This window comes from Pseudofrankia sp. DC12, from assembly GCF_000966285.1.
Lineage (GTDB): Bacteria > Actinomycetota > Actinomycetes > Frankiales > Frankiaceae > Pseudofrankia.
In genome coordinates this window covers 6783396-6805086 of record NZ_KQ031391.1, presented here as the reverse complement: position 1 = coordinate 6805086, position 21691 = coordinate 6783396, and the positions used below count along the sequence as shown (strand labels likewise).

16 protein-coding genes are annotated in these 21691 nt (G+C 75.3%); 9 read left to right on the top strand and 7 right to left on the bottom strand.

Annotation, left to right across the window (positions count from 1 at the left end):
- The first annotated feature begins 156 nt into the window (after positions 1-156).
- The 3 genes from FRADC12_RS27595 (at position 157) to FRADC12_RS27585 (ending at position 5213) form a co-directional block, all read left to right on the top strand.
- Positions 157-1395: an MFS transporter gene (locus FRADC12_RS27595; RefSeq protein WP_045878796.1), complete on the top strand. Its 1239-nt coding sequence runs from the start codon at positions 157-159 to the stop codon at positions 1393-1395.
- Between the two features lie 119 nt (positions 1396-1514).
- Positions 1515-2846, top strand: coding sequence for an adenosylmethionine--8-amino-7-oxononanoate transaminase (bioA, locus tag FRADC12_RS27590; protein ID WP_045880341.1), 1332 nt, complete (start codon positions 1515-1517; stop codon positions 2844-2846).
- Between the two features lie 441 nt (positions 2847-3287).
- Positions 3288-5213 (top strand): GGDEF domain-containing protein, encoded by a 1926-nt coding sequence (locus tag FRADC12_RS27585; RefSeq protein WP_232304084.1) that lies wholly within the window; start codon positions 3288-3290, stop codon positions 5211-5213.
- 56 nt (positions 5214-5269) lie between these two features.
- On the opposite strand, the gene FRADC12_RS27580 is transcribed toward FRADC12_RS27585, so the two are convergent.
- The 4 genes from FRADC12_RS27580 to FRADC12_RS27565 form a co-directional block, all read right to left on the bottom strand.
- The gene (locus tag FRADC12_RS27580; protein ID WP_045878795.1) at positions 5270-6103 is read right to left on the bottom strand and encodes a bifunctional 5,10-methylenetetrahydrofolate dehydrogenase/5,10-methenyltetrahydrofolate cyclohydrolase; all 834 of its coding nucleotides are present in this window, start codon (positions 6101-6103) and stop codon (positions 5270-5272) included.
- A gap of 904 nt (positions 6104-7007) precedes the next feature.
- Positions 7008-7757, bottom strand: a complete 750-nt coding sequence (locus FRADC12_RS27575; protein ID WP_045878794.1) for a DUF4262 domain-containing protein — start codon at positions 7755-7757, stop codon at positions 7008-7010.
- A gap of 505 nt (positions 7758-8262) precedes the next feature.
- Positions 8263-8724: a peptide-methionine (R)-S-oxide reductase MsrB gene (gene msrB / locus FRADC12_RS27570; protein WP_045878793.1), complete on the bottom strand. Its 462-nt coding sequence runs from the start codon at positions 8722-8724 to the stop codon at positions 8263-8265.
- A gap of 176 nt (positions 8725-8900) precedes the next feature.
- Positions 8901-9362 (bottom strand): hypothetical protein, encoded by a 462-nt coding sequence (locus FRADC12_RS27565; protein ID WP_349305918.1) that lies wholly within the window; start codon positions 9360-9362, stop codon positions 8901-8903.
- A gap of 99 nt (positions 9363-9461) precedes the next feature.
- Between FRADC12_RS27565 and FRADC12_RS27560 the strand changes: the two genes are divergently transcribed.
- Positions 9462-9806 (top strand): RNA polymerase-binding protein RbpA, encoded by a 345-nt coding sequence (locus FRADC12_RS27560; RefSeq protein ID WP_013424776.1) that lies wholly within the window; start codon positions 9462-9464, stop codon positions 9804-9806.
- 211 nt (positions 9807-10017) lie between these two features.
- Here FRADC12_RS27560 and lnt read toward each other — a convergent pair whose 3' ends face one another.
- Together lnt and FRADC12_RS27550 are read right to left on the bottom strand one after the other, a co-directional pair.
- The gene (gene lnt, locus FRADC12_RS27555; protein WP_045878791.1) at positions 10018-12843 is read right to left on the bottom strand and encodes an apolipoprotein N-acyltransferase; all 2826 of its coding nucleotides are present in this window, start codon (positions 12841-12843) and stop codon (positions 10018-10020) included.
- A gap of 275 nt (positions 12844-13118) precedes the next feature.
- Entirely contained in the window at positions 13119-14744 is a 1626-nt protein-coding gene (locus tag FRADC12_RS27550; RefSeq protein ID WP_084011233.1) for an amidohydrolase, read from the bottom strand.
- Positions 14745-15149: 405 nt separating this feature from the next.
- Here FRADC12_RS27550 and FRADC12_RS35290 point away from each other — a divergent pair, with 405 nt between their 5' ends.
- On the top strand, positions 15150-15428 hold the full coding sequence (locus FRADC12_RS35290; RefSeq protein WP_045878790.1) for a hypothetical protein: 279 nt from the start codon (positions 15150-15152) through the stop codon (positions 15426-15428).
- A complete protein-coding gene (locus FRADC12_RS31865; RefSeq protein ID WP_157489086.1) occupies positions 15392-15532 on the top strand; it encodes a hypothetical protein in 141 nt (46 codons plus the stop codon). The genes FRADC12_RS35290 and FRADC12_RS31865 overlap by 37 nt, the downstream gene beginning before the upstream one ends.
- A 169-nt stretch (positions 15533-15701) precedes the next feature.
- Here the strand turns inward: FRADC12_RS31865 and FRADC12_RS27540 are convergent, their stop codons facing one another.
- Complete coding sequence (locus FRADC12_RS27540) at positions 15702-16145, bottom strand: Lrp/AsnC family transcriptional regulator (protein ID WP_045878789.1); 444 nt, start codon at positions 16143-16145, stop codon at positions 15702-15704.
- 355 nt (positions 16146-16500) lie between these two features.
- On the opposite strand from FRADC12_RS27540, the gene FRADC12_RS27535 reads away from it, so the two are divergent.
- The 3 genes from FRADC12_RS27535 to FRADC12_RS27525 all read left to right on the top strand — a co-directional run bounded on the left by FRADC12_RS27535 (position 16501) and on the right by FRADC12_RS27525 (position 21661).
- Positions 16501-17565: a 5'-3' exonuclease gene (locus FRADC12_RS27535; protein ID WP_045878788.1), complete on the top strand. Its 1065-nt coding sequence runs from the start codon at positions 16501-16503 to the stop codon at positions 17563-17565.
- A 404-nt stretch (positions 17566-17969) separates the two neighbouring features.
- On the top strand, positions 17970-20333 hold the full coding sequence (locus FRADC12_RS27530) for an HAD-IB family hydrolase (protein WP_045878787.1): 2364 nt from the start codon (positions 17970-17972) through the stop codon (positions 20331-20333).
- On the top strand, positions 20330-21661 hold the full coding sequence (locus tag FRADC12_RS27525) for a zinc-dependent alcohol dehydrogenase (RefSeq protein ID WP_045878786.1): 1332 nt from the start codon (positions 20330-20332) through the stop codon (positions 21659-21661). Before FRADC12_RS27530 ends, FRADC12_RS27525 begins: the two co-directional genes overlap by 4 nt.
- The last annotated feature ends 30 nt before the right edge of the window (positions 21662-21691 follow it).

Genomic DNA, 21691 nt, shown 5'->3' with positions numbered 1-21691 from the left:
CGTGGGCGGCGAGCGGACAGGAGCGGTGACCGGGGCGATCGGCCGGCCGATCGCGACGGTGGTCCCCGTCACGTGCCCGGCGGGAAGCCGCGACGCCGGCGGGGGCATTGTCACTCCCGTGCGCCCTGTGACTCGCCGTCGCCGGCCGGCCCACCCGTGACCCCGGCACCCGGCGGGGTGCCCGCCCCCGCGGGCCGGGGTGTGCTGCGCGGCGGGGCCGCGCTGGCGGCGGCCGCGTACGCGTTCGTCGTGACCATGGCCGGCACGACGCTGCCCACGCCGCTGTACCCCCATTACCGGGCCGAGTTCGGCTTCTCCCAGCTGATGGTCACGGTGATCTTCGCGACGTACGCGGTCGGGGTGATCGCGGCGCTGCTGCTGTTCGGCCGGCTGTCGGACCGGATCGGCCGGCGAGCCACCCTGCTGCCGGGACTGGCCGTGTCCGCGGCGAGCGCCGTGGTGTTCCTGCTCGCGGGTGGCCTGCCGGCGCTGCTCGTCGGGCGGCTGCTGTCCGGCCTGTCCGCCGGCATGTTCACCGGCACCGCGACGGCCGCGATCGTCGACCTCGCGCGGCCGGGCCGGGCCGGGCGCGCCGCGTTGCTCGCGACGGTGGCGAACATGGGCGGTCTGGGCTGCGGCCCGGTGATCGCGGGCCTGGTCGCCCAGTTCGGCCCGGACCCGCTGCGGTGGACGTTCGTCGTCGACCTGGCGCTGCTGGTGCCGGCCGCGCTGGCCGTGTTGCTGCTGCCGGAGACGGTGTCGCCGGCGGCCCGGGCCGCGAACCGGGCCGGCGGCGGCCGGCTGGTCTCCCGGCCGCGGGTGCCGGCCGCGGCGCGGGTGGTCTTCGTGCGGGCCGCGCTCGCGGGGTTCGCCGGTTTCGCGGTGCTCGGCATGTTCACCGCGGTGTCCCCGGCGTTCCTCGGGCAGGTGCTCCACCAGCATGACCCGCTGGTCACCGGGCTGGTGGTGGCCGCGGTGTTCGCCGCGTCGGCGGCCGGCCAGGTGCTGGCCCGCCGGACCGGGCCGGCGGCCGGGCTGTGGCTCGGCTGCGGCACGCTGCTCGTCGGGCTCGCCGCCGTCGCGCTCGCGCTGGTGTTCGCCTCGCTGCCGCTGCTGGTCATCGGCGGGGTGGTGACCGGGGCCGGCCAGGGGCTCAGCTTCGCCGCGGGGCTCGGCGCGCTGCTGACGGCCGCGCCGCCGGCGGCGCGCGGCGAGACGTCGTCGGCGTTCTTCGTGGTGGCCTATGTCGCCATCTCGGTGCCCGTGGTCGGCATCGGTGTGCTGGCCGAGCTGACCGCGCTGCGGACCGCCGGACTGGTGTTCATCGTGGTCGTCGCGGCCCTGGTCGTGATGGTTCTCGCGCTGCTGCGCCGCGGCGACACCCAGGCCGCGTAGGCCCCCGGCACCCCCGCGACGGTGGCGGCCCAGCCCCGGCCGCCGGCCCGGCCTGGCCCACAGGTCATGCACGGGGATCGGGCAGAGTGGGGCAGGTGGAGCTGCTGAACACCCCGACGGTGAGTGACCCGGATCGCGGTGGCCCCGACCCGCGTGGCGGTGCAGCGGCGCGGCTGGTGGCGCGGGACCGGGCGGTCGTCTGGCACCCGTACGCGACCGCCGGAGCCGCCGCGGGCGGCCCGCTGTTCGCGGTCGCGTCGGCGTCCGGGGTGCGTCTCCAGCTGACCGACGGGCGCGAGCTGATCGACGGGATGTCGTCGTGGTGGGCCGCGATCCACGGCTACCGCCACCCGGTGCTCGACGCCGCGGCGCACGCGCAGCTCGACACGATGGCGCACGTCATGTTCGGCGGGCTCACCCACGAGCCAGCGGTCCGGCTTGCCGAGACGCTGGTCGCGATCACCCCGGCGCCGCTGTCGAAGGTGTTCCTGTGTGACTCGGGGTCGGTCTCCGTCGAGGTCGCGATCAAGATGGCGCTGCAGTACTGGCTCGGCCGGGGCCGGCCCCGGCGCACCCGGCTGCTGACCGTGCGGCGCGGCTACCACGGCGACACCTCCGGCGCGATGGCCGTCTGCGACCCGGACGGCGGCATGCACCACCTGTTCGCCGGCCTGCTCTCGCGCCACCTGTTCGCGCCGGCGCCGGCCTGCGCGTTCGACGAGCCCTGCACCGACGCGCACGTCGCGCCGTTCGCCGCGCTGCTCGCCGCCCACGCCGACGAGACGGCCGCCGTCATCCTCGAGCCCGTGCTGCAGGGCGCGGGCGCGATGCGGGGCTACCACCCGGGCTTCCTGACCCGGGTCCGTGAGCTGTGCGACGAGCACGGCGTGCTCCTGATCGCCGACGAGATCGCCACCGGGTTCGGCCGGACCGGCGAGCTGTTCGGCTGCGACCACGCGGGTGTCAGCCCGGACATCATGTGCGTCGGCAAGGCGCTGACCGGCGGCTACCTGACCATGGCGGCGACGCTGTGCACCGACGAGGTCGCCGACGGGGTCTGCGCCTCGGAGGCGGGGGCGTTCATGCACGGCCCGACGTTCATGGCCAACCCGCTGGCGGCAGCGATCGCCACCGCGAACCTCGAGGTGCTGCTCGGCTCGCCGTGGCGCGAGACCGTCCGACGGATCGAGGCCGAGCTCGCCGCCGGTCTCGCTCCCGCCGCCGCGCTGCCGTGCGTCGCCGACGTGCGCACGCTGGGAGCCGTCGGCGTCATCGAGACCCGCGAACCGGTCGACATGGCCGTCATCCAGCCCCGGCTCGTAGAGCTGGGCGTCTGGGTCCGCCCCTTCGGGCGCCTCGTCTACACGATGCCCCCCTTCATCACCGGTACGGCGGACGTCGCCACGCTCACCTCGGCGATGGTCGAGGCCGTCGCCACGGCGTCACGCTGAGGGACCTGTCGGGGATCGGCCCGACACCCAACAAGATAGTCAACAGTGTTGATGGCCTCCGCGCGGCGTATCGTGATCTTGGTGGAGGGCTGGGCGCCGGGTGGACAGCCGTGGATGGGCTGTGATCTGCTGGTGAAGACCACTGTGTTCCTAGGGTCGCCGCGGCGGGGGATGGGTGCCGTTGGAGGCTGGTAGGGGAGTGGCTTGTTCGCGCAGGTCAGCGCTTGTATCTGGTGTCCAGATGATCGCTGTGCGTAAACATTCTCCAGCGGGTCGCTACCTAAGGCAACAGATTTCCGGCTTCTGTGAAGTGGTTGCCGATACCGGCCCATGCTTCGTACTCTTTGTTCTCAGCAGAGCACAGGGAGTAGCACAACCCCCAGGGGGGCGATGAACCGGCGATATCCCGCCCTGGATCTGGACGAGGAAGGCCGATGCCCCGTGGCCACAGCGACCGACGGTCCGTCCTCTCGCGACGGCAGTGAGGCTCCCGGCCCGGCCCGGCCCGGCGTGGGCGGTGCGCCGCGAGCCGCCGGCGGCGGCGACCCCGTCGGCCTGCGTCCTTCTGGCGGGCTTGGCGACAGCTGCCCCACCGGCGCGCCGCTGGGAGCCGCCGCGCGCGCCTGGTGGCGGCCGGCCGCGCCGCGTCTGCTGGCTCCCCGGGCCATGGCCGGACGGCCGGGCCGCTGGTTCGGCTTACCCTGGCGGCCCACCGGCGCCGGCCGGGCCGTGGTACCGCTGGCGGCGGACTGCGGGTGGGTCGTCGACACGCCAGCCGTCGGGCTCCCGGCGATCCCGGCCGGCCCCGAGCCCGCCCGCCCCGCGGCGGCCTGGCAGCATCCTGGCCCGGCTCGTCCGCCGGCCAGCGCCATCGTCGGCGCCTCGGCCCGACGGTTGCCCGCCCGAGCTGCGCCGGCGCCGCCCGGCCCGCCCGCGCAGCTCGGGATCGCCCTCACCACGACAGCGCCCGGCCCGGCTCCGGGGTCGCCGCCGCCGCGTGCCTCCCAGCCCGGCTGGCGCCTTGCGGGCCTGGGCGCGCTGTGGCTGGCGCTGGCGGCGGGCGGGCTGGCCGGGCTGACCTTTCGCCTGTCGGACGCGGCGACCTTCGCGACGCTGCTCACCTTCGCGGCGCTCGCGCTGCTGACCGCCCGCCCGCCCGGCGGGAGCGGTGCCCGCGACCATGGCCTGGTCGTCGTCTGGACGCTGCCGGTCGCCTTGCTACTGCCCCCGATCTACCCGCTGGTCGTGCACCTGCCGCTGAGCCTGCTGCGGGCGGGCTGGTGGGCCCGATGGGGCCAGTTCCCGGCGCCGCCCGGTCCCGACCGCGGCGCGGGGGAGCCGTGCCAGTGGCTGGGCGGCCCGCTGCGTCTGCCGGCCCGCCGTCGGGTGCAGGACGCGCTCGCCCTCGGCGCGGCCGGCGCGGCGGCCAGCTGGCTGCATGGCTACGTCGTTCCGCCACACGGCTCCTACAGCGCGCTCGACCTGACCGGCTCGCCCGCTCGGCTGGCCGGCCTCGCCGCGGCCGCGGCCGGGTTCGCGCTGGCCCGCGCCCTGCTGCTGCCTGGCTCGGCCTGGCACTGGTGGCCGCGTGGCGAACGGGCGCGGACGACGGCGCCCGGGGGAGTTCTCCCGTCGGCCGGTGCGGCGCTGGGCGTCACCGAGCTGTGCGGCGCCGTCGCGGTGGCGGCGCTGTGGGCGACGAACCCGCTGCTCATGCTGGCCGCCGCCCCGCCGGCGCTGCTGCTGGCCCGGAGCCTGCCGCCCGACGAGCTGCTCGCCGCCGCGCGCACGGATCCCAAGACAGGTCTCGCCAACGTCACCTGGTGGCGACAGGTCGCCGACGCCGAGCTGATCCGCGCGCGTCGCGCCGGCCGGCCGCTTTCGGTGCTGCTCGTCGACATCGACCACTTCAAACAGGTCAACGACCGGCATGGCCACCTGTTCGGCGACACCGTGCTGGTCGCGGTCGCCGAGGCGCTGCGGGCGGCGACCCGGCCGTGGGATTTGGTCGGCCGGTTCGGTGGCGAGGAGTTCGTCGTCCTGCTCGCCGAGGTCGACCTGGTGACGGCCGCGGAGATCGCCGAGCGGATTCGGCGGCAGGTGGCGGCGGCCCGCTGCCCGCTGGACCTGACGGCGCTCGACGGCGACGCGGTCAGCGTCACCGTGTCTGTCGGCGCGGCGGTCTGCGAGCACTCCGCCGGCCTGGCCGAGGCGCTCGAGGCGGCCGACGCGGCGCTCTACCGGGCGAAGGCCGCCGGCCGCAACCGGATTCGCGTCGCGGACACGGCGGTGCCCGTCGAGACCGGTGACCACGCCGGCGAGGTGGCCCCCCCACCTTTGCCCGTCCAGACGGCGCAGCCCGACTGACCGCCGTCTCGCCCGCCCGCTGGCGGCCGTCGCGGGCGGGCGAGGTGCTGCGACCCTCAGCGGGCGCGGTGGGCGGCCTGGATGGTGTTGCGTAGCAGCAGCATGGTCGTGACCGGCCCGACGCCGCCGGGCACCGGGGTGAGGGCGCCGGCGACGTCCGCGATCGCGTCCGCGTCGACGTCGCCGGCCAGTCCGCCGTCGGTGACGTTGGTGCCGACGTCGATGACGGCCGCTCCCGGACGCACGAACCCGGCGCCGACCAGCCTCGGCCGGCCTACGGCGGCGATCACGATGTCGGCCTCATGCGCGACCGTCGCCAGGTCCCGTGTGCGCGAGTGGCAGATGGTCACGGTGGCGTCCTCGGCCAGCAGCAGCAGCGCCACCGGCTTCCCGACCACCGGGCTGCGGCCGATCACGCAGGCCCGCGCGCCGGCCATCGGGACGTCGCCACGACGCAGGATCTCGACCACGGCCTCGGCGGTCGCCGGGGCGAACGCCGGCAGGCCCAGCGCCAGCCGGCCGAGGCTGGTGGGGTTCATCCCGTCGACGTCCTTCGCCGCCGGGATGCGCGCGCCGACCTCGTCCGCCGTCATCCCGGCCGGAAGGGGCGTCTGCGCGAGGATCCCGTGGACGGCAGGGTCGGCGGCCAGCCGGCCGAGGGTGTCCGTCAGCTCGTCGGGTTTGCCGGACAGCTGGTGGCGCTGACAGGCGACCCCGACCCGCCCGGCGGTCTGCTCGATCACCCGGGCGAAGGACAGCGCGGCCCGGTCGTCGCCCGGCAGCACCACGGCCAGGGTTGGCGTGACACCCGCCTCGGCGAGTACGGCCACCTCGTCCAGGACATGCCGGCCGATCTCGGCGGCCATCGCCCGTCCGTCCAGAAGCCTCATCGTTGTATCCGTTCCCTGGTTGTCTGCGCGTCCCCGTCGCCTGAGAGCCCTTCGTGCGGAACCCGTTCGCCGGCACGGTAACAATCGGGACGCCGATCTTCCGGGACGAGGCGTGGACGTCGTGGATCGCGTGGCCGCCGTGGGATCGCCCCTCAGGGCACCTGGTCTGGCCGGGGCACCTGCTCGGCGAGCCGCGGCGGGGCCTGTAGGCAGTACGAATCGGTCAGCAGCTCGGCGAGCTCGTCCCAGTCTGTGTCGTCGGCCTGGACCAGGCCGACGACGTTCTCCCCCCAGCCCGCCCTGAAGTACGGCGGGCCGAGCCGCCCGCACGCCCCCCCCCCCGCCCCCCTGGAAGGCGGGGGGGCGGAGCCGCTCGAACGCCATCAGCTCGGACGGCTCGGCGCGGAAGGTGATCCTGAACAGCTGGTCCTCGCCGCCGAACACGTGCGCGACCGTCGCCGCGCCGACCCGCCAGCGCACGCCCGCCCACGCCTCCTCCTCGTGACAGTCGGGGAAGCGGCCCAGCAGTGCGCCAAGGCGACTGACGATCTCGGCCGGCACGGGCGGACGCTCTGGCATGGCCCGAAATCTGCCACACGGCACCGACAGTCTGGCTCTGTGCCGGACGAGCTCCGTGCCGCCCGCCGCCCGCCGGAAGCGGTCCTCGCCGCTGGTCTCGCTCCTGAGGCCACCGCCCGACACGGCCACCTCATGGCCCACAAGATAGTCAACGCCGTTGACGTGCGCCCAGCTCCGCTATTGATCTTGTTGGGAATTTCCCCCAAAAGGCCCCTACGGGGCTCATGACAACCAACAAGCAGGGGCCAAGAGGCTGGCGCCGCCCGACTCGCGACGGCCGCGGCGCCAGCCCCCGCCCGTCCCAACCAGACTGCGGCGGGACGGATCAGCCGGCCCCGGCGGGTCGCGGGGCGTCGTCCTCCCGGCTGAGAGCGCGGGACCGGAGGCGGTCCGCGGCGCCAGGCCCCGGCTCGTCTGGTCCGGTGTCCTCGCCCAGGTCCAGCTCGTCCTCGTCGAGGTCGGTGAAGGGATCGAGCGGGTAGTGCAGGACCGGCTGGGCGTCGTGTGGCAGGACCCAGCCGGGCTCCCAGGGCAGGTGGCCCGCGGGGTCGCACCAGACGACCTGGAGTGCCTCGACGGGCGGGCCGTCGGTTGGCTGGTAGCGGCGGTTCGCGGCGACGAGGAGTCCCGCGCTGTTGTCGGGGTCGACGTCGAGCAGCGCGAGGCGTGGCCAGCCGGGGAAGTCGGGGCACTGCTGGCGGCTGCCGAGGCGTTGGCCGTCACGGACGTGGTCGCACAGGACGTTCAGGATCCGCGCGGCTACGTGGGGCCGCAGTCCCGTGATGACCAGCTCGGGGTGCCGGTCGTACGCCGTGAGACCGACGGTGTGGGCGAGTCGCGGCCGGCCGTGGCAGGCGGGGACGGCCTGCAGCGCCCAGCCGTGGGTGGCGATGGCCTCGTCGACGAGCGCCTCGAACCGGGCCTCGAACTGGTCGCACAGCTCGTCGAGGAGCCGCTCGGGGTCGACGAGTTGCGCGGGGCGGGCGGCGCGGCCAGCCGGGTACCGGTCGGGGCTGGGAAAGGTCGTCGTCGGTCGAGGGTGCGGCCGGGGGCCAGGGTCGCGGGTCGTGGTCATGGCGTCTCCTGCTGTCGGCGGGAACGCCCCCAGGTGGCGCCGGCGGGCCGGCAGCGGTTCGGCTGCGGCTGCCCGTCGGCTGTCTGGCTGTCGGTGGTGTGCCGTGGTCCTCCGGTGGGTCACCGTAGTCGCTGGTGGCGGGGCTGGGGTGCCGGCTGTGGATACCGGTGCGCGAGCCACAGCGGCCGTCGCCGCGAGGCCCGGGCTGGGGTCCCGGCGAGGCGGCGGACGAGGCGGGCGGCGCGGGATCTCCGCCGCCCGCGGGTGAGGTGCGTTGCTGCTCGACGGGGCCTTGGCGCCCCGGCTCCCGGGGGTCCGTCCTACGCCGTGGTCGCGGGGACGGGCGACGCCGCGACCATGGCGTAGGACGCACGCCGCCAGGTGCTGGGTGATCTGCCCGGCCGCCGGCCCGCTGCTGACGCGCCGTCGCCAACGCTGCGGCTCCCGGGCGGTTGGTGCGCTGGTGCCCCTCCTTCCGGCCCTGGGGCAGCGGGCCGGAAGGGTCTCAGCCGTCCGTGTTGGGGCTGAGGTCGAGCGCGAGGCTGTTCATGCAGTAGCGCTGCCCGGTGGGCTGGGGACCGTCGGGGAAGACGTGGCCGAGGTGGGAGTCGCAGCGGCCGCAGCGGACCTCGGTGCGGACCATGCCGTGGGAGCTGTCATCGACGAACCGGACGGCGTCCGGGGTGATGGGCTCGTAGAAGCTGGGCCAGCCGGAGCCGGAGTCGTACTTGGTGTCGGAGGAGAACAGCGGGCTGCCGCAGGCGCCGCACTGGTAGGTGCCCGTCTCCTTGCTGTAGGTGTAGGCACCGGTGAAGGGCCGCTCGGTCGCGGCCTGGCGCAGGATCTGGTAGCGGGCCGGGTCGAGGACGGAGCGCCATTCGGCGTCGGTGCGGGTCACCTTGTCGGCCGTGGCCGGCTCTGCCGTCCGGGCGGTCGCCGGGGCCGCGGGGTCGAGGTGGTCGCTCATGGTGTTCCTCCGTTCGGCGGGGTGGATGGTGGCCGGGGCGCCGCCCAGGGCTGGGAAGCGGCGGGCTGGGGTCGAAGCCGATGTCGGCCGCCCGGCGCATGGGGTGTAGCGGTCGGGGTGCGGGTGGCATTCCCGCGGGCCGGCTGGGTGATGGCCTGGCCGGCTGGGTGGGGCTGTCAGGGCACGATGGGGGTGGCGTCGTCTGGGGCGGCGCCGGGTGTGGCGGGGTCGGAGAGGACGGGGAGCGCGGCCGCCGCGGCCGCGGCGCCGAGGAGGGCAGCGAGGGTTCCGGCGGCTGGGGAGAGGTCGCGCCGGGCGGTGGCGGTGGCGAGGACGGTCGCGTCGATGGCGTCGGCGATCAGGCCGGCCCAGACCCAGCTGCTGGTGGGCTGGCGGCGGCCGACGGCGTGCAGGAGGCCGGCGCCGAGGGCGAGGTCGCGGCCGCCGAGGAGGCGGGCGGTCCAGGCGGTGCGTTCGGCGGTGACGCGGTCGACGCCGGTGGCGCGCAGGGCGGTGACGGGGTGTGCGAGGGCGGCGACGCCGAGGCCGCATCGGGCCAGGGCGAACAGGCCCAGATAGGGCCGGGTGCCGACACGCTGGGCGACGACTGACATCGGCTGGACACGCGGTATGGCCACGGTCTCGTTACCGACCCTTCCGTTGTGGGAACGTCTCGACTGGCCGGGTCGTTCAAACTGCTGAGACACGGGTATTCGACAACGCTCGGAGGGGTTTCTATGGGCGAACGCGTTCTGCGGGGCAGCCGTCTCGGCGCGGTGTCCTACGAGACCGACCGCAGCACGGAGCTTGCGCCGCGGCAGACCGCGTCGTACGACTGTCCGAACGGTCACCAGTTCACCATGCCATTCGCGGCTGAGGCTGAGGTCCCCTCGGTCTGGGAGTGCCGGGTGTGTGGTGAGGCCTCGGTGATCGTGGACGGGGAGCGGCCGGAGCCGAAGAAGGCGAAGCCGCCGCGTACGCACTGGGACATGTTGATGGAGCGCCGGACGACCGCGGACCTAGAAGAGGTTCTGGCGGAGCGGCTGGCCGTGCTGCGTGGCGAGGACCGTCAGGCTAGTTGAGTCTCGGCGGTTCGCTGCTTGGGGGCGGGCTGCTGGGTGGAAAGTACGAAAAGGGAGCGTGGCGGCGGCCACGCTCCCTTTTCGTGTGGATTCCTGGCCCCGACGGCTGTGGAAGTAGTCCCTCCCGGCGGCCGTGGTGCGGCCGACCGGGAGGGCCGTGATCGCGGGCATGCCTGTGGTGGCACGGAGGCCGGCCAGGCCGGTAGTGGCGTCAGCTGTCGCCCGTGGCGCTCTGCTGGACGGGGGCATCGATGGTGGTGGCTCCGTTGGGGCTGGTGCCGTTGGCGGCCGTTGTGGGCAGTGGCGAGCCGCCGCCTGGCGTGGCCTTGGTCACCTGGGTCGCGGGAGTCGCGAGCGCGGGCTCCGGGGTGGGCGACGGTACCTTCACCGATGGTGACGGCGTGGGGCGGATGGTTCCCGGTCCGCGGCGGCCGGAGGCGACGGCCCACAGGGCGGTGCGCCAGAAGGCCTCGATGATGATGGACCGGCTCATCTTGGAGGCGCCGCGTTCGCGTTCGACGAAGGTGATGGGCACCTCGGCGACCTCGAAGCCCTGGCGCCAGGCGGTCCAGGCGAGGTCGACCTGGAAGCAGTAGCCCTGGGACTGGATCTGGTTCAGGTCGCGGGCGCGCAGTACGTCGGCGTGGTAGGCGCGGTAGCCGGCGGTGGCGTCGCGCAGCGGGATGCCGAGGGCGGCACGGACGTACAGGTTCGCGCCGCGGGACAGTACGAGGCGGCGGCGCGGCCAGTTGCGGACCTTGCCGCCGGGGACCCAGCGGGAGCCGATGACCAGGTCGGCGGTGGCGAGCCGGGCGAGCAGCCGGGGCAGCTCCTCGGGCTGGTGGGAGCCGTCGGCGTCCATCTCGACGACGACGTCGTAGCCGTGGCGCAGCGCCCAGGAGAAGCCGGCGATGTAGGCGGAGCCGAGGCCGGACTTGCCGGCGCGGTTCAGGACGTGGATCTGGGGGTCCTCGCGGGCTAGCTCGTCGGCGATCTGGCCGGTGCCGTCGGGGCTGTTGTCGTCGATGACGAGCAGGTCGACGGTGGGGTTGGCCTCGCGGAGCCTTTGTGCCGTACGGGCGAGGTTCTCCCGTTCGTTGTACGTCGGCACGCAGACAACTACCCGGTGGGCGTCCACGCCGTTCCTTTCCTGTCCGCGGCCGTCGGGCCGGTGGCCTGTCCACGGGTCGGCCAGTGCCCCGGGCGCGTCGTGCTGCGCCCAGGAGGCCTCCCGTGGGGTGCCGTCGTGGTCAGGGCCGGTGTGCCGCGGGCCGGTGGTGGAGGTAGCGGGCCGTGGGCGCCGGCGCCCGGTGGCGATCCCAGCAATAATGGCCGCCGCTCCGAGGGCGGTCGCGACCGCCTCCGGGATCGCGCCGACCCGGTCGGCGAGGGTGCGGGCGGTACGTAGTGGAAGTGCGGCGGAGAGTATGCCGGGCTGGTAGAGCCCGGTCTGTGCGAGGACCGTGCCGTCGGGGCTGATGATCGCGCTCTGGCCGCTGGTGGAGACCTGGATCGTGGCGCGGCCGTGCTCGACGGCGCGGATCCGGGTCATGGCCAGTTGTTGCTGGCTTTCGCCCTTGCGGCCGAAGGAGGCGTTGTTCGTCTGGACGACGAGGAGCCGAGCGCCCTGGTCGACGGAGGCGCGGACGTTGCCGTCGTAGGCGACCTCGAAGCAGATGACGTCGCCGATGACGGTGTGGCCGGCGGGCAGGACGGCGGGGCCGGTGCCGTGGACGAAGTCGTTGGGCATCTCGTCGGCGAACCGTTTGATCAGTTTCTGGAGGACCGGCCGGCCGGGGAGGTACTCGGCGAACGGTACGGGCCGGTGCTTGACGTACAGGTGGCCGCTGAAGCCGCCGGGGGTCCACAGGAGGCCGGCGTTGCGGACGTGGCCGCGGCCCGGGCCGTCGAGGACGGCGCCGACGAGGACGTCGGCGCCGACGGCTTGGGCGGCCTCGTCGAGGAGGCTCGCGGCGTCGGGGTTGACGAAGGGGTCGACGTCGGAGGAGTTCTCGGGCCAGACGACGAGGCCGGGGGCGGCGACGTTGCCGGCGCCGACCTGGGCGGCGAGCTTGAGGGTCTCGTCGACATGGTTGCTGGTGACCTGGAGGCGTTGGCCGAGGGCGTCGTAGCCGCCGGGTGCGTGGACGCCGCCCTGGATCGCGGCGACCTGCAGGGTGCCGTCCTGGGCGCCGGTGGGCAGGGGGACGGCGAGGCCGGCGGCGGCGAGGGCGAGGATGCCGACGGCGGGCAGGAGGGCGCCGAGGGCGAGCGGGCGGCCGGTGGGCCGGGCGGCGGGTGTGGGCTGGTCGGCCGGGACGGCGCCGGGGACGCCGAGGTGGCGGTTGAGCGCGCCGCGGCCGGCGGCGGCCAGGGTGGTGAGCGTCAGGGCCAGCAGGGCGCCGGTGGCGGCGACGGCGAAGGTGAGGGTCGGGGCGCCGGCGACCGCGGCCAGCGGCGTGTACGGGGTGTGGGGCTGGCTGAACGCGAGCCTGCCCCAGGGGAAGCCGCCGAACGGGGCGCGGCCGCGCAGGGCTTCCTGGCCGATCCAGACGCAGGCGACGGCGGCCCACGAGTACCAGGACTTCAGGCGCAGCGCGAGGGTTGTCGCGGGGCCGACGACCGCGAGGATGGCGGCTTCGCCGACGGCGAGGGCGATCAGGGCGTCGAGGCCGACGTAGTCGACGAACCGCAGCAGCGGTAGGAAGAACCCGAGGCCGAAGAGGAGGGCGAGGCCGTAGGCGGTGCGTAGGCGCCGGCCGCGGACGAGCAGGGTGAGGCCGGTGACGGCGACGGGGGCGAGTGGCCAGGCGCCGGCGGGTGGGAACGCGAGGCAGAGCAGGAGCCCGCTGCCGATGGCAGCCGCGGCGCGCAGCGTGGCGGCGGGCCGGGGTGGCCGCGGCCGGCGGCGGTGGGCGGGGGCTGGGACTGCGGGGTCCGGGCCGTCCGCCGGGCCGCCGGGGGTGGGCGGGGCGCCGGGCGCCGCGACGGCGGGGGTGGGGCCGGTGGGCGCGGGGGCTGGGGACGGCGGTGTCACGGTCCCAGTTTGCTAGAGCCGGGGCCGGCGGTGTGCCGGAGTGTCCGTCCTGTCCGCCCGGCCCCTTCACGGCGGGGGGCGAATGTGCCTGCGGCGCGGCGGCACCTGCACACGGGGTGGTCTTCATTACGGCCACGCGGCTGGTAGGCGAAGCGGCCAGGTCGCACTACGTAGCCGGCTGTCGCGGTAGGCGCGGGTCGCGCCGGTTCCTGTCGCGACGGCCTCGGGATGACGGCCCTTTCCCCCACCTTCAGCCAACAGGCCGGTGGGGGCGGCTATGGGGTGGTGGGGGTCTCGTGCAGGACCGTGCCCGCGAGGACGGTGCGCACGCAGGCCGGGCCGGGGCCGGTGAGGTCGGGCAGCGGGGCGTTCGTCGGTTGTCCGGTGAGGCCGGCGGGCAGGCGCCACACGGCGAAGGTCGCCGGCTGGTGGGCGGCGAGGGTGCCGTCGGTGGCGGCGCGGGCGGCGTGCCAGCCGCCGCGGGTGGCCGCGTCGAAGGCGGCCGCGAGGCCAAGGCGGGCGGCGGGGGTGTGGTGGCCGGTGGCGGCGCGGATGGCATCCCAGGGGGCGAGCGGGGTGACGGGGGCGTCGGAGGACAGGGCCAGGCCGACGCCTGCGGCGGCCAGGGCCGCGAACGGGTTCATCGCTTCGCTTCGGTCTGGACCGAGGCGTTGGGCGTACATGCCATGCCGGCCGCCCCAGAAGGCGTCGAACGCGGGCTGGACGACGGCGACGGCGCCGAAACGGGCGAGCGTGGCGAGCTGGTCGAGGTGGACGAGCTCGCAGTGCTCGATCCGGGGGCGTGCGGCGACGAGCCGTTCGAGGCTGGCGGTGTCGGCGGCGTCGGCCAGGCCGGCGATGACGGTGTCGACGGCGGCGTCGCCGATCGCGTGGAAGCCGGGCTGCCGGCCTGTCGCGACCGCGGCGAGCACGACGTCGCGTACGGCGGTGGCGTCGAGCATCGCCGCGGGCCGGTGGCCGGGCCGGTCGGCGTAGGGGGCGCGCAGCGCGGCAGTGTGGGAGCCGAGGGAGCCGTCAACGAACAGGTCCCCGCCGACGCCGACCGACCGCGTGCCGTCGGGGTCGAGGTCGGCGAGGTCGGCGAGGTCGGCCGGGTCACCGGCCCAGTACCCGGCGATCGTCGGCCCGGGCTCGGCGGCGGCGTGCGCGAGCAGGGCGGCGAGGTCGTCGGCGGAGGACACCTCGGGGCCGGCCATCTCGTGTAGCGCGACGATCCCGAGCCCGGCGGCGGTTGACCGCAGCCGCCGCCAGGCGTCCTCCCGCTGGCCGGGGGTGATCGTGTCGTAGGCGTGGACGCGGGCGGCGTGGTGGGCGTTGTCGCGGACGAGGCCGCCGCCGAGCCAGCCGTCCCGGCCGGGGGCACCGGACGCGGTGGCGAGGGGGCCGGAGACGACGGCGGTGTGGCCGTCGACGCGGGCGAGGTAGACCAGCCGGCCGGGGGCGGCGCGGTCGAGCTCGGCGGACGTCGGCGGGCGCCGCTGGGGCCAGCGGGTCTCGTCCCAGCCGGTGCCCAGCAGGGTCGTGCCGGCGGTGGCCCGGGCGGCGGCGCGGACCGCGTCGAGCGCGGCGGTCAGGGTTGCGGCGGCGGCGAGGTCGAGGCCGCCGAGCGTGAGTCCGGTCGCGGTGGCGTGCACGTGGGCGTCGACGAACGCGGGGGCGACGAGGGCACCGGCGAGCTCGACGACCTCGTCGGCGCCGCCGGGGGCGTCGGTGTCGGCGCCGAGCCAGGCGATGCGCGGGCCGGCGGTGAGCAGCGCGGTGGCGCCCGGGACGGCCGGGCTGTGGATGTGGCCGCCGCGGTAGAGGACGACGCGGGCCCGGTCGCGACCGGCCCGAGCCGGGTGGTCTGGGCGCGGGACGCGGTGCGCGTGGCTGCTCACCGCTGCGAGTCTGCCGAACGGGCTGGCCAGCCGGCCGGCGGCCTCAGCGGCGGTGGTGTGGCCTGGATCCGGATTGGCCGTCAGTACATCGTGCGCCGGAACTGGCGCGTCTGGACTGAGCACGGGTGCGGCGGGTTTACGAGGTGAGGAGGCGGGTGTGCGTGCGGATGGCGAACGGGCGTTCGAGGAGTTCATGGCCCGGACGGCGAAACGCCAGCTACTGAGCGCGGTCCTGCTGACCGGCGGCGACTGGGCGTCCGCCGAGGATCTCGTCCAGGGCGCGTTCGAACGCATGTACCTGCACTGGCGCCGGATTGAGGGGGCCGCGAGGAGGCGTACCTGCGCCGGACGCTGGTCAACGGCGCGACGAGCCGGTGGCGGCGGCTGCGAGTCCGGGTCAACGAGGTGCCGCTGCTCGTCGACGGCGAGTGGACCGTGGACGTCCCGGCGGACGGTGCCGACGCCGCCGACCGGCTGGTCCAGCGCGACGGCCTTGTCCGCGCGGACGCGACGGGCGTGATCCTGACCGTGGACCTTGCCGGGCCGAAGCCGCCCGACGTCGCCGTGGCGCACCGGATCGCCGACGGCATCGTGCTGGGGAAGATGCCGCGTTCGCAGGGTCGGGTGGGCTGCGGATGCTCGACGCCGTGGACGACCCCGCCGGGCGGGCCCGGCAGGCCGTGACGAAGTACCTGTCCGAAGACCCGAGGACCGGGGCCACGGTCCGGCTTGACAGCGTCGGTGACGTCGTCTTCCTCAGCCCCACCGAGGCCGGCAGCCAGGTGTAGATCTTCTACCCGGGCAAGCCTGGCCTGTTCGGCGGCGTCGGCGCCAACGTCCGCTTCACCCGCACCGCGGCTGGCTGGAAGCTCACCAGGCAGAGCTTCTGCATCGGCATGTACATCGAGTTCCCGGCTGCCCGACCACGCGACCTGGCGGGGCACTGCCGGGGGGCTGTCACAGGGCCGGGGAGCGGCCCTCGTAGGGGGTGGACAGGACGACGAGGGTGCGGGTGGAGACGTTCGCGGCGGCGCGGACCTGCTGCAGCAGCGTCTCCAGGTCGGCCGGTTCGGCGACGCGTGCCTTCAGCAGGTAGGACTCCTCGCCGGCGACCGAGTGGCAGGCCTCGATCGCGTCGAGGTGGGCGAGCCGGTCGGGCGCGTCGTCGGGCTGCGACGGGTCGATCGGTTTGATCGAGATGAAGGCGGTCAGCGGCAGGCCGACCTTCGTCGGGTCGACCTGGGCGCTGTAGGAGGTGATCACCCCGCGTTGCTCGAGCCGGCGGACCCTCTGGTGGACCGCGGAGACGGACAGGCCGGTAGCGCGGGCGAGGTCGGTGAAGCTCATCCGCCCGTCGGCGCATAGCAGCCGGACAATCTGCCGGTCGAGATCTTCGAGCACAGCCCGGAGATTATGGCCCGATCACCGATCGGTTCCGGGGTGATCGGCGCAGTTGTGCGCGGTACTGACCGTCGCGCCGGTCGCTATGCCCGACCGGCGCGGGAAGAGCCGCCTCTGTATCGCCCGAAGGGGCACTGTTGCCTGGCTGTGGGCCTGGGCGTGGGTGTCGGTGGCCGCTTCCTGCCGGCTTTGGGGGCCTGCGGCCCGTTGTTGTCAGCCCTACCGCGGCTGGCGGCCCGGGCCGGCGGCCAGGACTGCCGGTGGGCCGTGCCAGGCTGGGCGGGTGAGCGCAGGAACGAGTGAGCCCGTAGTCGCAGGATCCGTAGTCGCAGGGTCCGGGGCGGGCGGCGGGCTGATGCTGGTGGACACGCCGTCGCTGTATTTCCGGGCGTTCTACGGGGTGCCGAGGTCGGTGACGGCGCCGGACGGGATGCCGGTGAACGCCGTGCGCGGCCTGCTGGACGTGCTTGCCCGCCAGATCGCCGACCTGCGGCCGGCCCACCTGGTGTGCTGCTTCGACGGGGACTGGCGGCCGGCGTTCCGCGTCGAGCTGGTGGCGTCGTACAAGGCCCACCGGGTCGCCGACGTGGTCGACCGGGCGGCGGTACCGCCGTCCGTCCCGGTCTCGGCGGCGCCGCCACCCGAGACCGCTGGCGCGAAGCCCGCGGGCGGGGGCGCGGTGGCGGTCGAGGAGGTCCCGGACGAGCTGACGCCGCAGCTGCCGGTGATCGACGCGATGCTGGACGCGTTCGGGATCTGCCGCGTGGAGGCGGCCGGGTTCGAGGCCGACGACGTGATCGGCACGCTGGCGACCCGGTTCCCGCGCGGCGACGACGCCGGCTGGGGGGCCCGCGACCACGACGAGCCGGCCGCGGCCGGCGGGCCGCTGGCCGGGCCGGTGGAGATCCTGACCGGTGACCGGGACCTGTTCCAGCTGGTCCGCGACGACGTGCCGGTCCGGGTGCGGTACTCGGTGGAGAAGTTCGCGGTCATCGACGAGACGGCGGTCAGCGCCCGCTACGGCGTGCCCGGGCGGGCCTACGGCGACTTCGCGACGCTGCGCGGTGACCCGTCCGACGGGCTGCCTGGGGTGGCGGGCATCGGGGCGAAGACGGCGGCGGCGCTGCTGACCCGGTTCGGGTCGCTGACCGCCGCTGTCGCCGCGCTCGACGCCGGGCAGACCGACGGCTTCCCGGCCGGCGCGCGGCGCCGGCTGGAGGCGGCCCGGGACTACCTGGACCGGGCCGAGACGGTCGTGCGGGTGGTCCCCGACGTCCCGCTGCCGGCGCTGTCGACCCGGCTGCCCGCCGCCCCCGCGCACCCCGGCGAGGTGCTCGCCCTGGCGGAGAGGTTCGGCCTCGCCGGGGCCGCGACCCGGCTGACCCGCGCCCTGACGGCGGCGGCTGCCCGCCCGGCCTGACCGGCGAGCCGGACCCCCGCGGCCGGGCACCCGGGAGATGGCGGCGCCCGACGTCACCGAGGCCGGGAGATCTGGCCCACATCGGGACAAAGCTGGCCGGGCGGGCGCCGACGCCGTCGCCGGGCGAGGCGGGCCTCCCGGACGCCCGGGCGGCGACAGTACAGACTGCGGGTGCTGGGCTCGCCGGCGGCCAGTGCCTGGGCGCCGGACCGCGCCTGACCGGGGTCGCACCGGCCGGGCGCCGGGGGCGCCAGATGGCGGAGCCGGTAGTTTGACCAGTCATACTCCGGCCTGGGCAGTACGCGCGCGCGAACGATTCGGCCAGGACACCGATGTAAGTGTCCGGTCGTCGCCTACCGTTGCCCAGCGGATGTCGGTGGTGTAGTGGTCGCGGAGGTGGACGGGTGGGGCTGCGGGAGCGGCTCGCGGGCAGGCGCGTATTCCTGACCGGGGTGACGGGGTTCGTCGGTGAGGCGCTGCTGGAGCGCCTGCTGTCGGACTTCCCGGACACCCGGGTCGTCGCGCTGGTGCGTCCCCGCGGCGGGCAGGACGGAGTGGCGCGGCTGCGCCGCCAGTTGCGCAAGCCCGCGTTCGCGGCGCTGCGCATGACGCTCGGCGACGGCGCGGTGGACCAGCTCGCGGCGCGGGTCGAGGTGCTCGCTGGTGACCTGGCGTCGATGCCGGACCTGCCGTCCGATATCGACCTGGTGATCCACTGTGCGGGTGAGGTGTCGTTCGACCCGCCGGTCGACGAGGGGTTCGCGACGAACCTGGGCGGCCTGCAGGAACTGCTGCGCGCGGCGCGGGCGGGCGGCGCGGCGCCGCACATCGTGCACGTCTCGACGGCCTACGTGGCGGGCCTGCGCTCGGGGCACATCGCCGAGGGCAGGCTGGCGCACGACGTCGACTGGGCCGCCGAGCAGGCGTCGGCGGCGCGGGCCCGGCAGGCCGCCGAGGACGCGTCGCGCACTCCGGAGCGCTCGGCGGCGTTCCTCGCCGAGGCGCAGGCGAAGCATCTGCGGGCCGGCGCGCAGTCGGTGTCCCGGGACGCCGAGGACCGCCGCCGCCAGTGGGTCCGTGACCGGCTGGTGCGGGCCGGGGCCGAGCGGGCGCAGGTGCTGGGCTGGACGGACTGCTACACGTTCACGAAGGCGCTCGGCGAGCGGTTCCTGGAGGACTTGCACGGCGACCTGCCTTTGACGATCGTCCGGCCGTCGATCATCGAGTCGGCGCTGGCGCGGCCCTTCCCGGGCTGGATCGAGGGCTTCAAGATGGCGGAGCCGCTGATCCTGGCGTACGGCCGCGGCGAGTTCCCCGACTTCCCCGCCTCACCGGACGCGGTCGTCGACATCATCCCGGTGGACCTCGTCGTCAACGCGATCCTCGCCGCGGCCGCGGAGACTCCCGCCGCGGAGACACCGGCCTACTACACGGTCTGCTCGGGGTTCCGTAACCCGCTGCTGTTCCGCGAGCTGTTCGAGCACGTCCGGGCGTACTTCCGCGCCTTCCCGCTGCCGAAGCGGGGCCGCGGGGAGATCGCGGTGCCGGACTGGCCGTTCGCCGGGGCGCGTGCCGCCGAGGCGAAGCTGCGCAACGGCGAGCGGGCCGCGTCGATCGCCGGCCGGCTGCTGGAGCACGCGCCCCGGTCGGAGCGGGTCCGCCAGTGGGCCGGCGGCTTCGACCGGTTCGAGGCCCGCGTCGGGTTCCTGCGCCGCTACTCGGACATCTACCGGGCGTACACGAAGGCCGAGCTTGTCTACGTCGACGACGCGACGAAGGCGCTGCACGACGCCCTCTCGGAGGCGGACAAGGAACTGTTCGGCTTCGACCCGGCCTGCTACGACTGGACGCACTACCTCGAAGAGGTCCACTTCCCGGCGGTCACGGCGGTTCTGCGCCGGCCACGGGACCCAGCGCCGGCGAAGCGTGCCGGGGTGCACCTGGCGGCGAACCCGGCGGCGCTCGCGGTCTTCGACCTGGACGGCACGCTGGTCACCTCGACGGTCATCGAGTCCTACCTGTGGCTGCGGCTCGCCGACGAGGCGCCGGCCGGGCGGGCGCGGGAGCTCGCCGGCCTGGCGGCGAGGCTGCCGAGCTACCTGCGGGCCGAACGCACCGACCGGGGGCATCTGATCCGCTCGGTGTACGGCCGGTATGAGGGCGCCGACCCGGTGGAGCTGGCGCGGATCATCGACGAGGTGGCGGGGGACATCCTGCTGCGGCGGGTCAAGCCGGCCGCGATCCGCCGGGTGCGGGCGCACCGCGACGCCGGCCACCGCACGGTGCTGCTGACCGGGTCGGTCGACTTCCTGGTCCGGCCGCTGGCGCCACTGTTCGACGAGGTCGTCGCGTCCAGGCTGACCGTCGGCGCGGACGGCCGGTTCACCGGGAAGCTCGCCGCGTCGCCGCTGGTCGGCGACGCCCGGGCGGCGTTCCTGGACCACTACGCCGGCCGGGTCGGCGCGGACCTGTCCGCGTCGTGGGCGTACGGCGACTCGCAGTCGGACATCCCGATGCTGCGCGCGGTCGGCAACCCGGTGGCGGTCAACCCGGACCTGGCGTTGTTCCGCCTCGCGAAGGCGACCGGCTGGGCGATCGAGGAGTGGCCGTCGACGCCGGGCGAGCCGCGGGCGGTGGCACCGTCGCTGCGGGAGCGGGGGCTGTTCCACACGGCCCGCACCGCCGCGGCCGAGACGCTCGCGGCGACAGCGGCTGCAACTCGCGCGGCGACAGCGGCCGTGGTCACGGGCACGGGAGGTGCGCGGTGAGCCGCGGGCTGGAGCTGTACCGATCGATGCCGCGATACGCGGCGGCCCGGGTGCTGTCGAGCAGGGTGCCGGCCCTGGCCGGCGCGGCCGCGACCGCGGCTGCGCCGCTGCGGCTGGTCGACCGGGGCGACCCGGTGCTGCCCGGCGCGGGCTGGGTGACGGTCCGCCCCCAGCTGGCCGGGATCTGCGGGTCGGACCTGGCGACAGTCACCGGGCAGTCGTCGTTCTACTTCTCGCCGCTGGTGTCGATGCCGTTCACTCCGGGCCACGAGATCGTCGGGGTGCTGCAGTCCGACGCGGCGGCGGCCGACGGGACACCGCTGTCGGCCGGCAGCCGGGTCGTCCTCGACCCGGTGCTCGGCTGCGCCGCCCGCGGCCTGGAGCTGTGCGCGAACTGCGCGGCGGGGCTCACGTCGCGCTGTGACCGGGTGACGCTCGGGCATGTGTCGCCGGGGCTGCAGACCGGCTACTGCAAGGACACCGGCGGCGGCTGGGCGCGGGCGATGGTCGCCCACCACAGCCAGCTGCACCCGGTGCCGGACAGCCTGCCGGACGCGCGGGCCGTGCTGGTCGAGCCGCTCGCGACGGCGGTCCACACCGCCGGGCGCGCCCGGGTCGCCCCGGGTGGCCGGGTGCTGGTGATCGGCTCCGGCGCGGTCGGCCTGTTCACGCTGCTGGCGCTGCGCGCCTACACCCAGGCTGGGCACATCACCGTCGTCGCGAAGCACCGCCGGCAGGTGGAGCTCGCGAAGGCGTTCGGCGCCGACGAGGTGCTCGCCCCCTCTGATGCCCTCGGCGGGGTGCGCCGGGCGACCCGGGCGCTGCGGGCCGACCCGGAGCTCGGCGGTTCCTACCTGCTGGGCGGGGTCGACATCACGGTGGACTGCGCCGGGTCGTCGTCGTCGCTGTCGACGGCGCTGCGGGTGACCCGCGCCGGTGGGCGGGTCGTGCTGTCCGGGGTGCCGTCGGGCGCGGTGGACCTGACCCCACTGTGGTACCGAGAGCTGGAGCTCGTCGGCACCTACGCCTCGTCGGGCCGGACCGCCCAGCCCGCCGCCGCGGCGCCGGCGCCGTCGCCGTCGCCGTCGTCGTCGTCGGCGGCGAGCCTGGAGCCGGCGGGTGGCCCGCCGGCGGCGGGCCTGGACGGCGGCGGGGCCGCGCGGTCGGACTTCGGCCGGGCGTTCGAGCTGGCCGCGTCCGCGCCGCTGGACGGAGTCGTGTCGGCGGTCTACGCGCTGGGCCGCTGGCGGGAGGCGTTGGACCATGCGCTGTCCGCCGGCCGCCTCGGCGCCGTGAAGATCGCTTTCGACCCGACGCTGACAGCATGATCGTTACCATCGGCGGGGGTGGCGCGATGG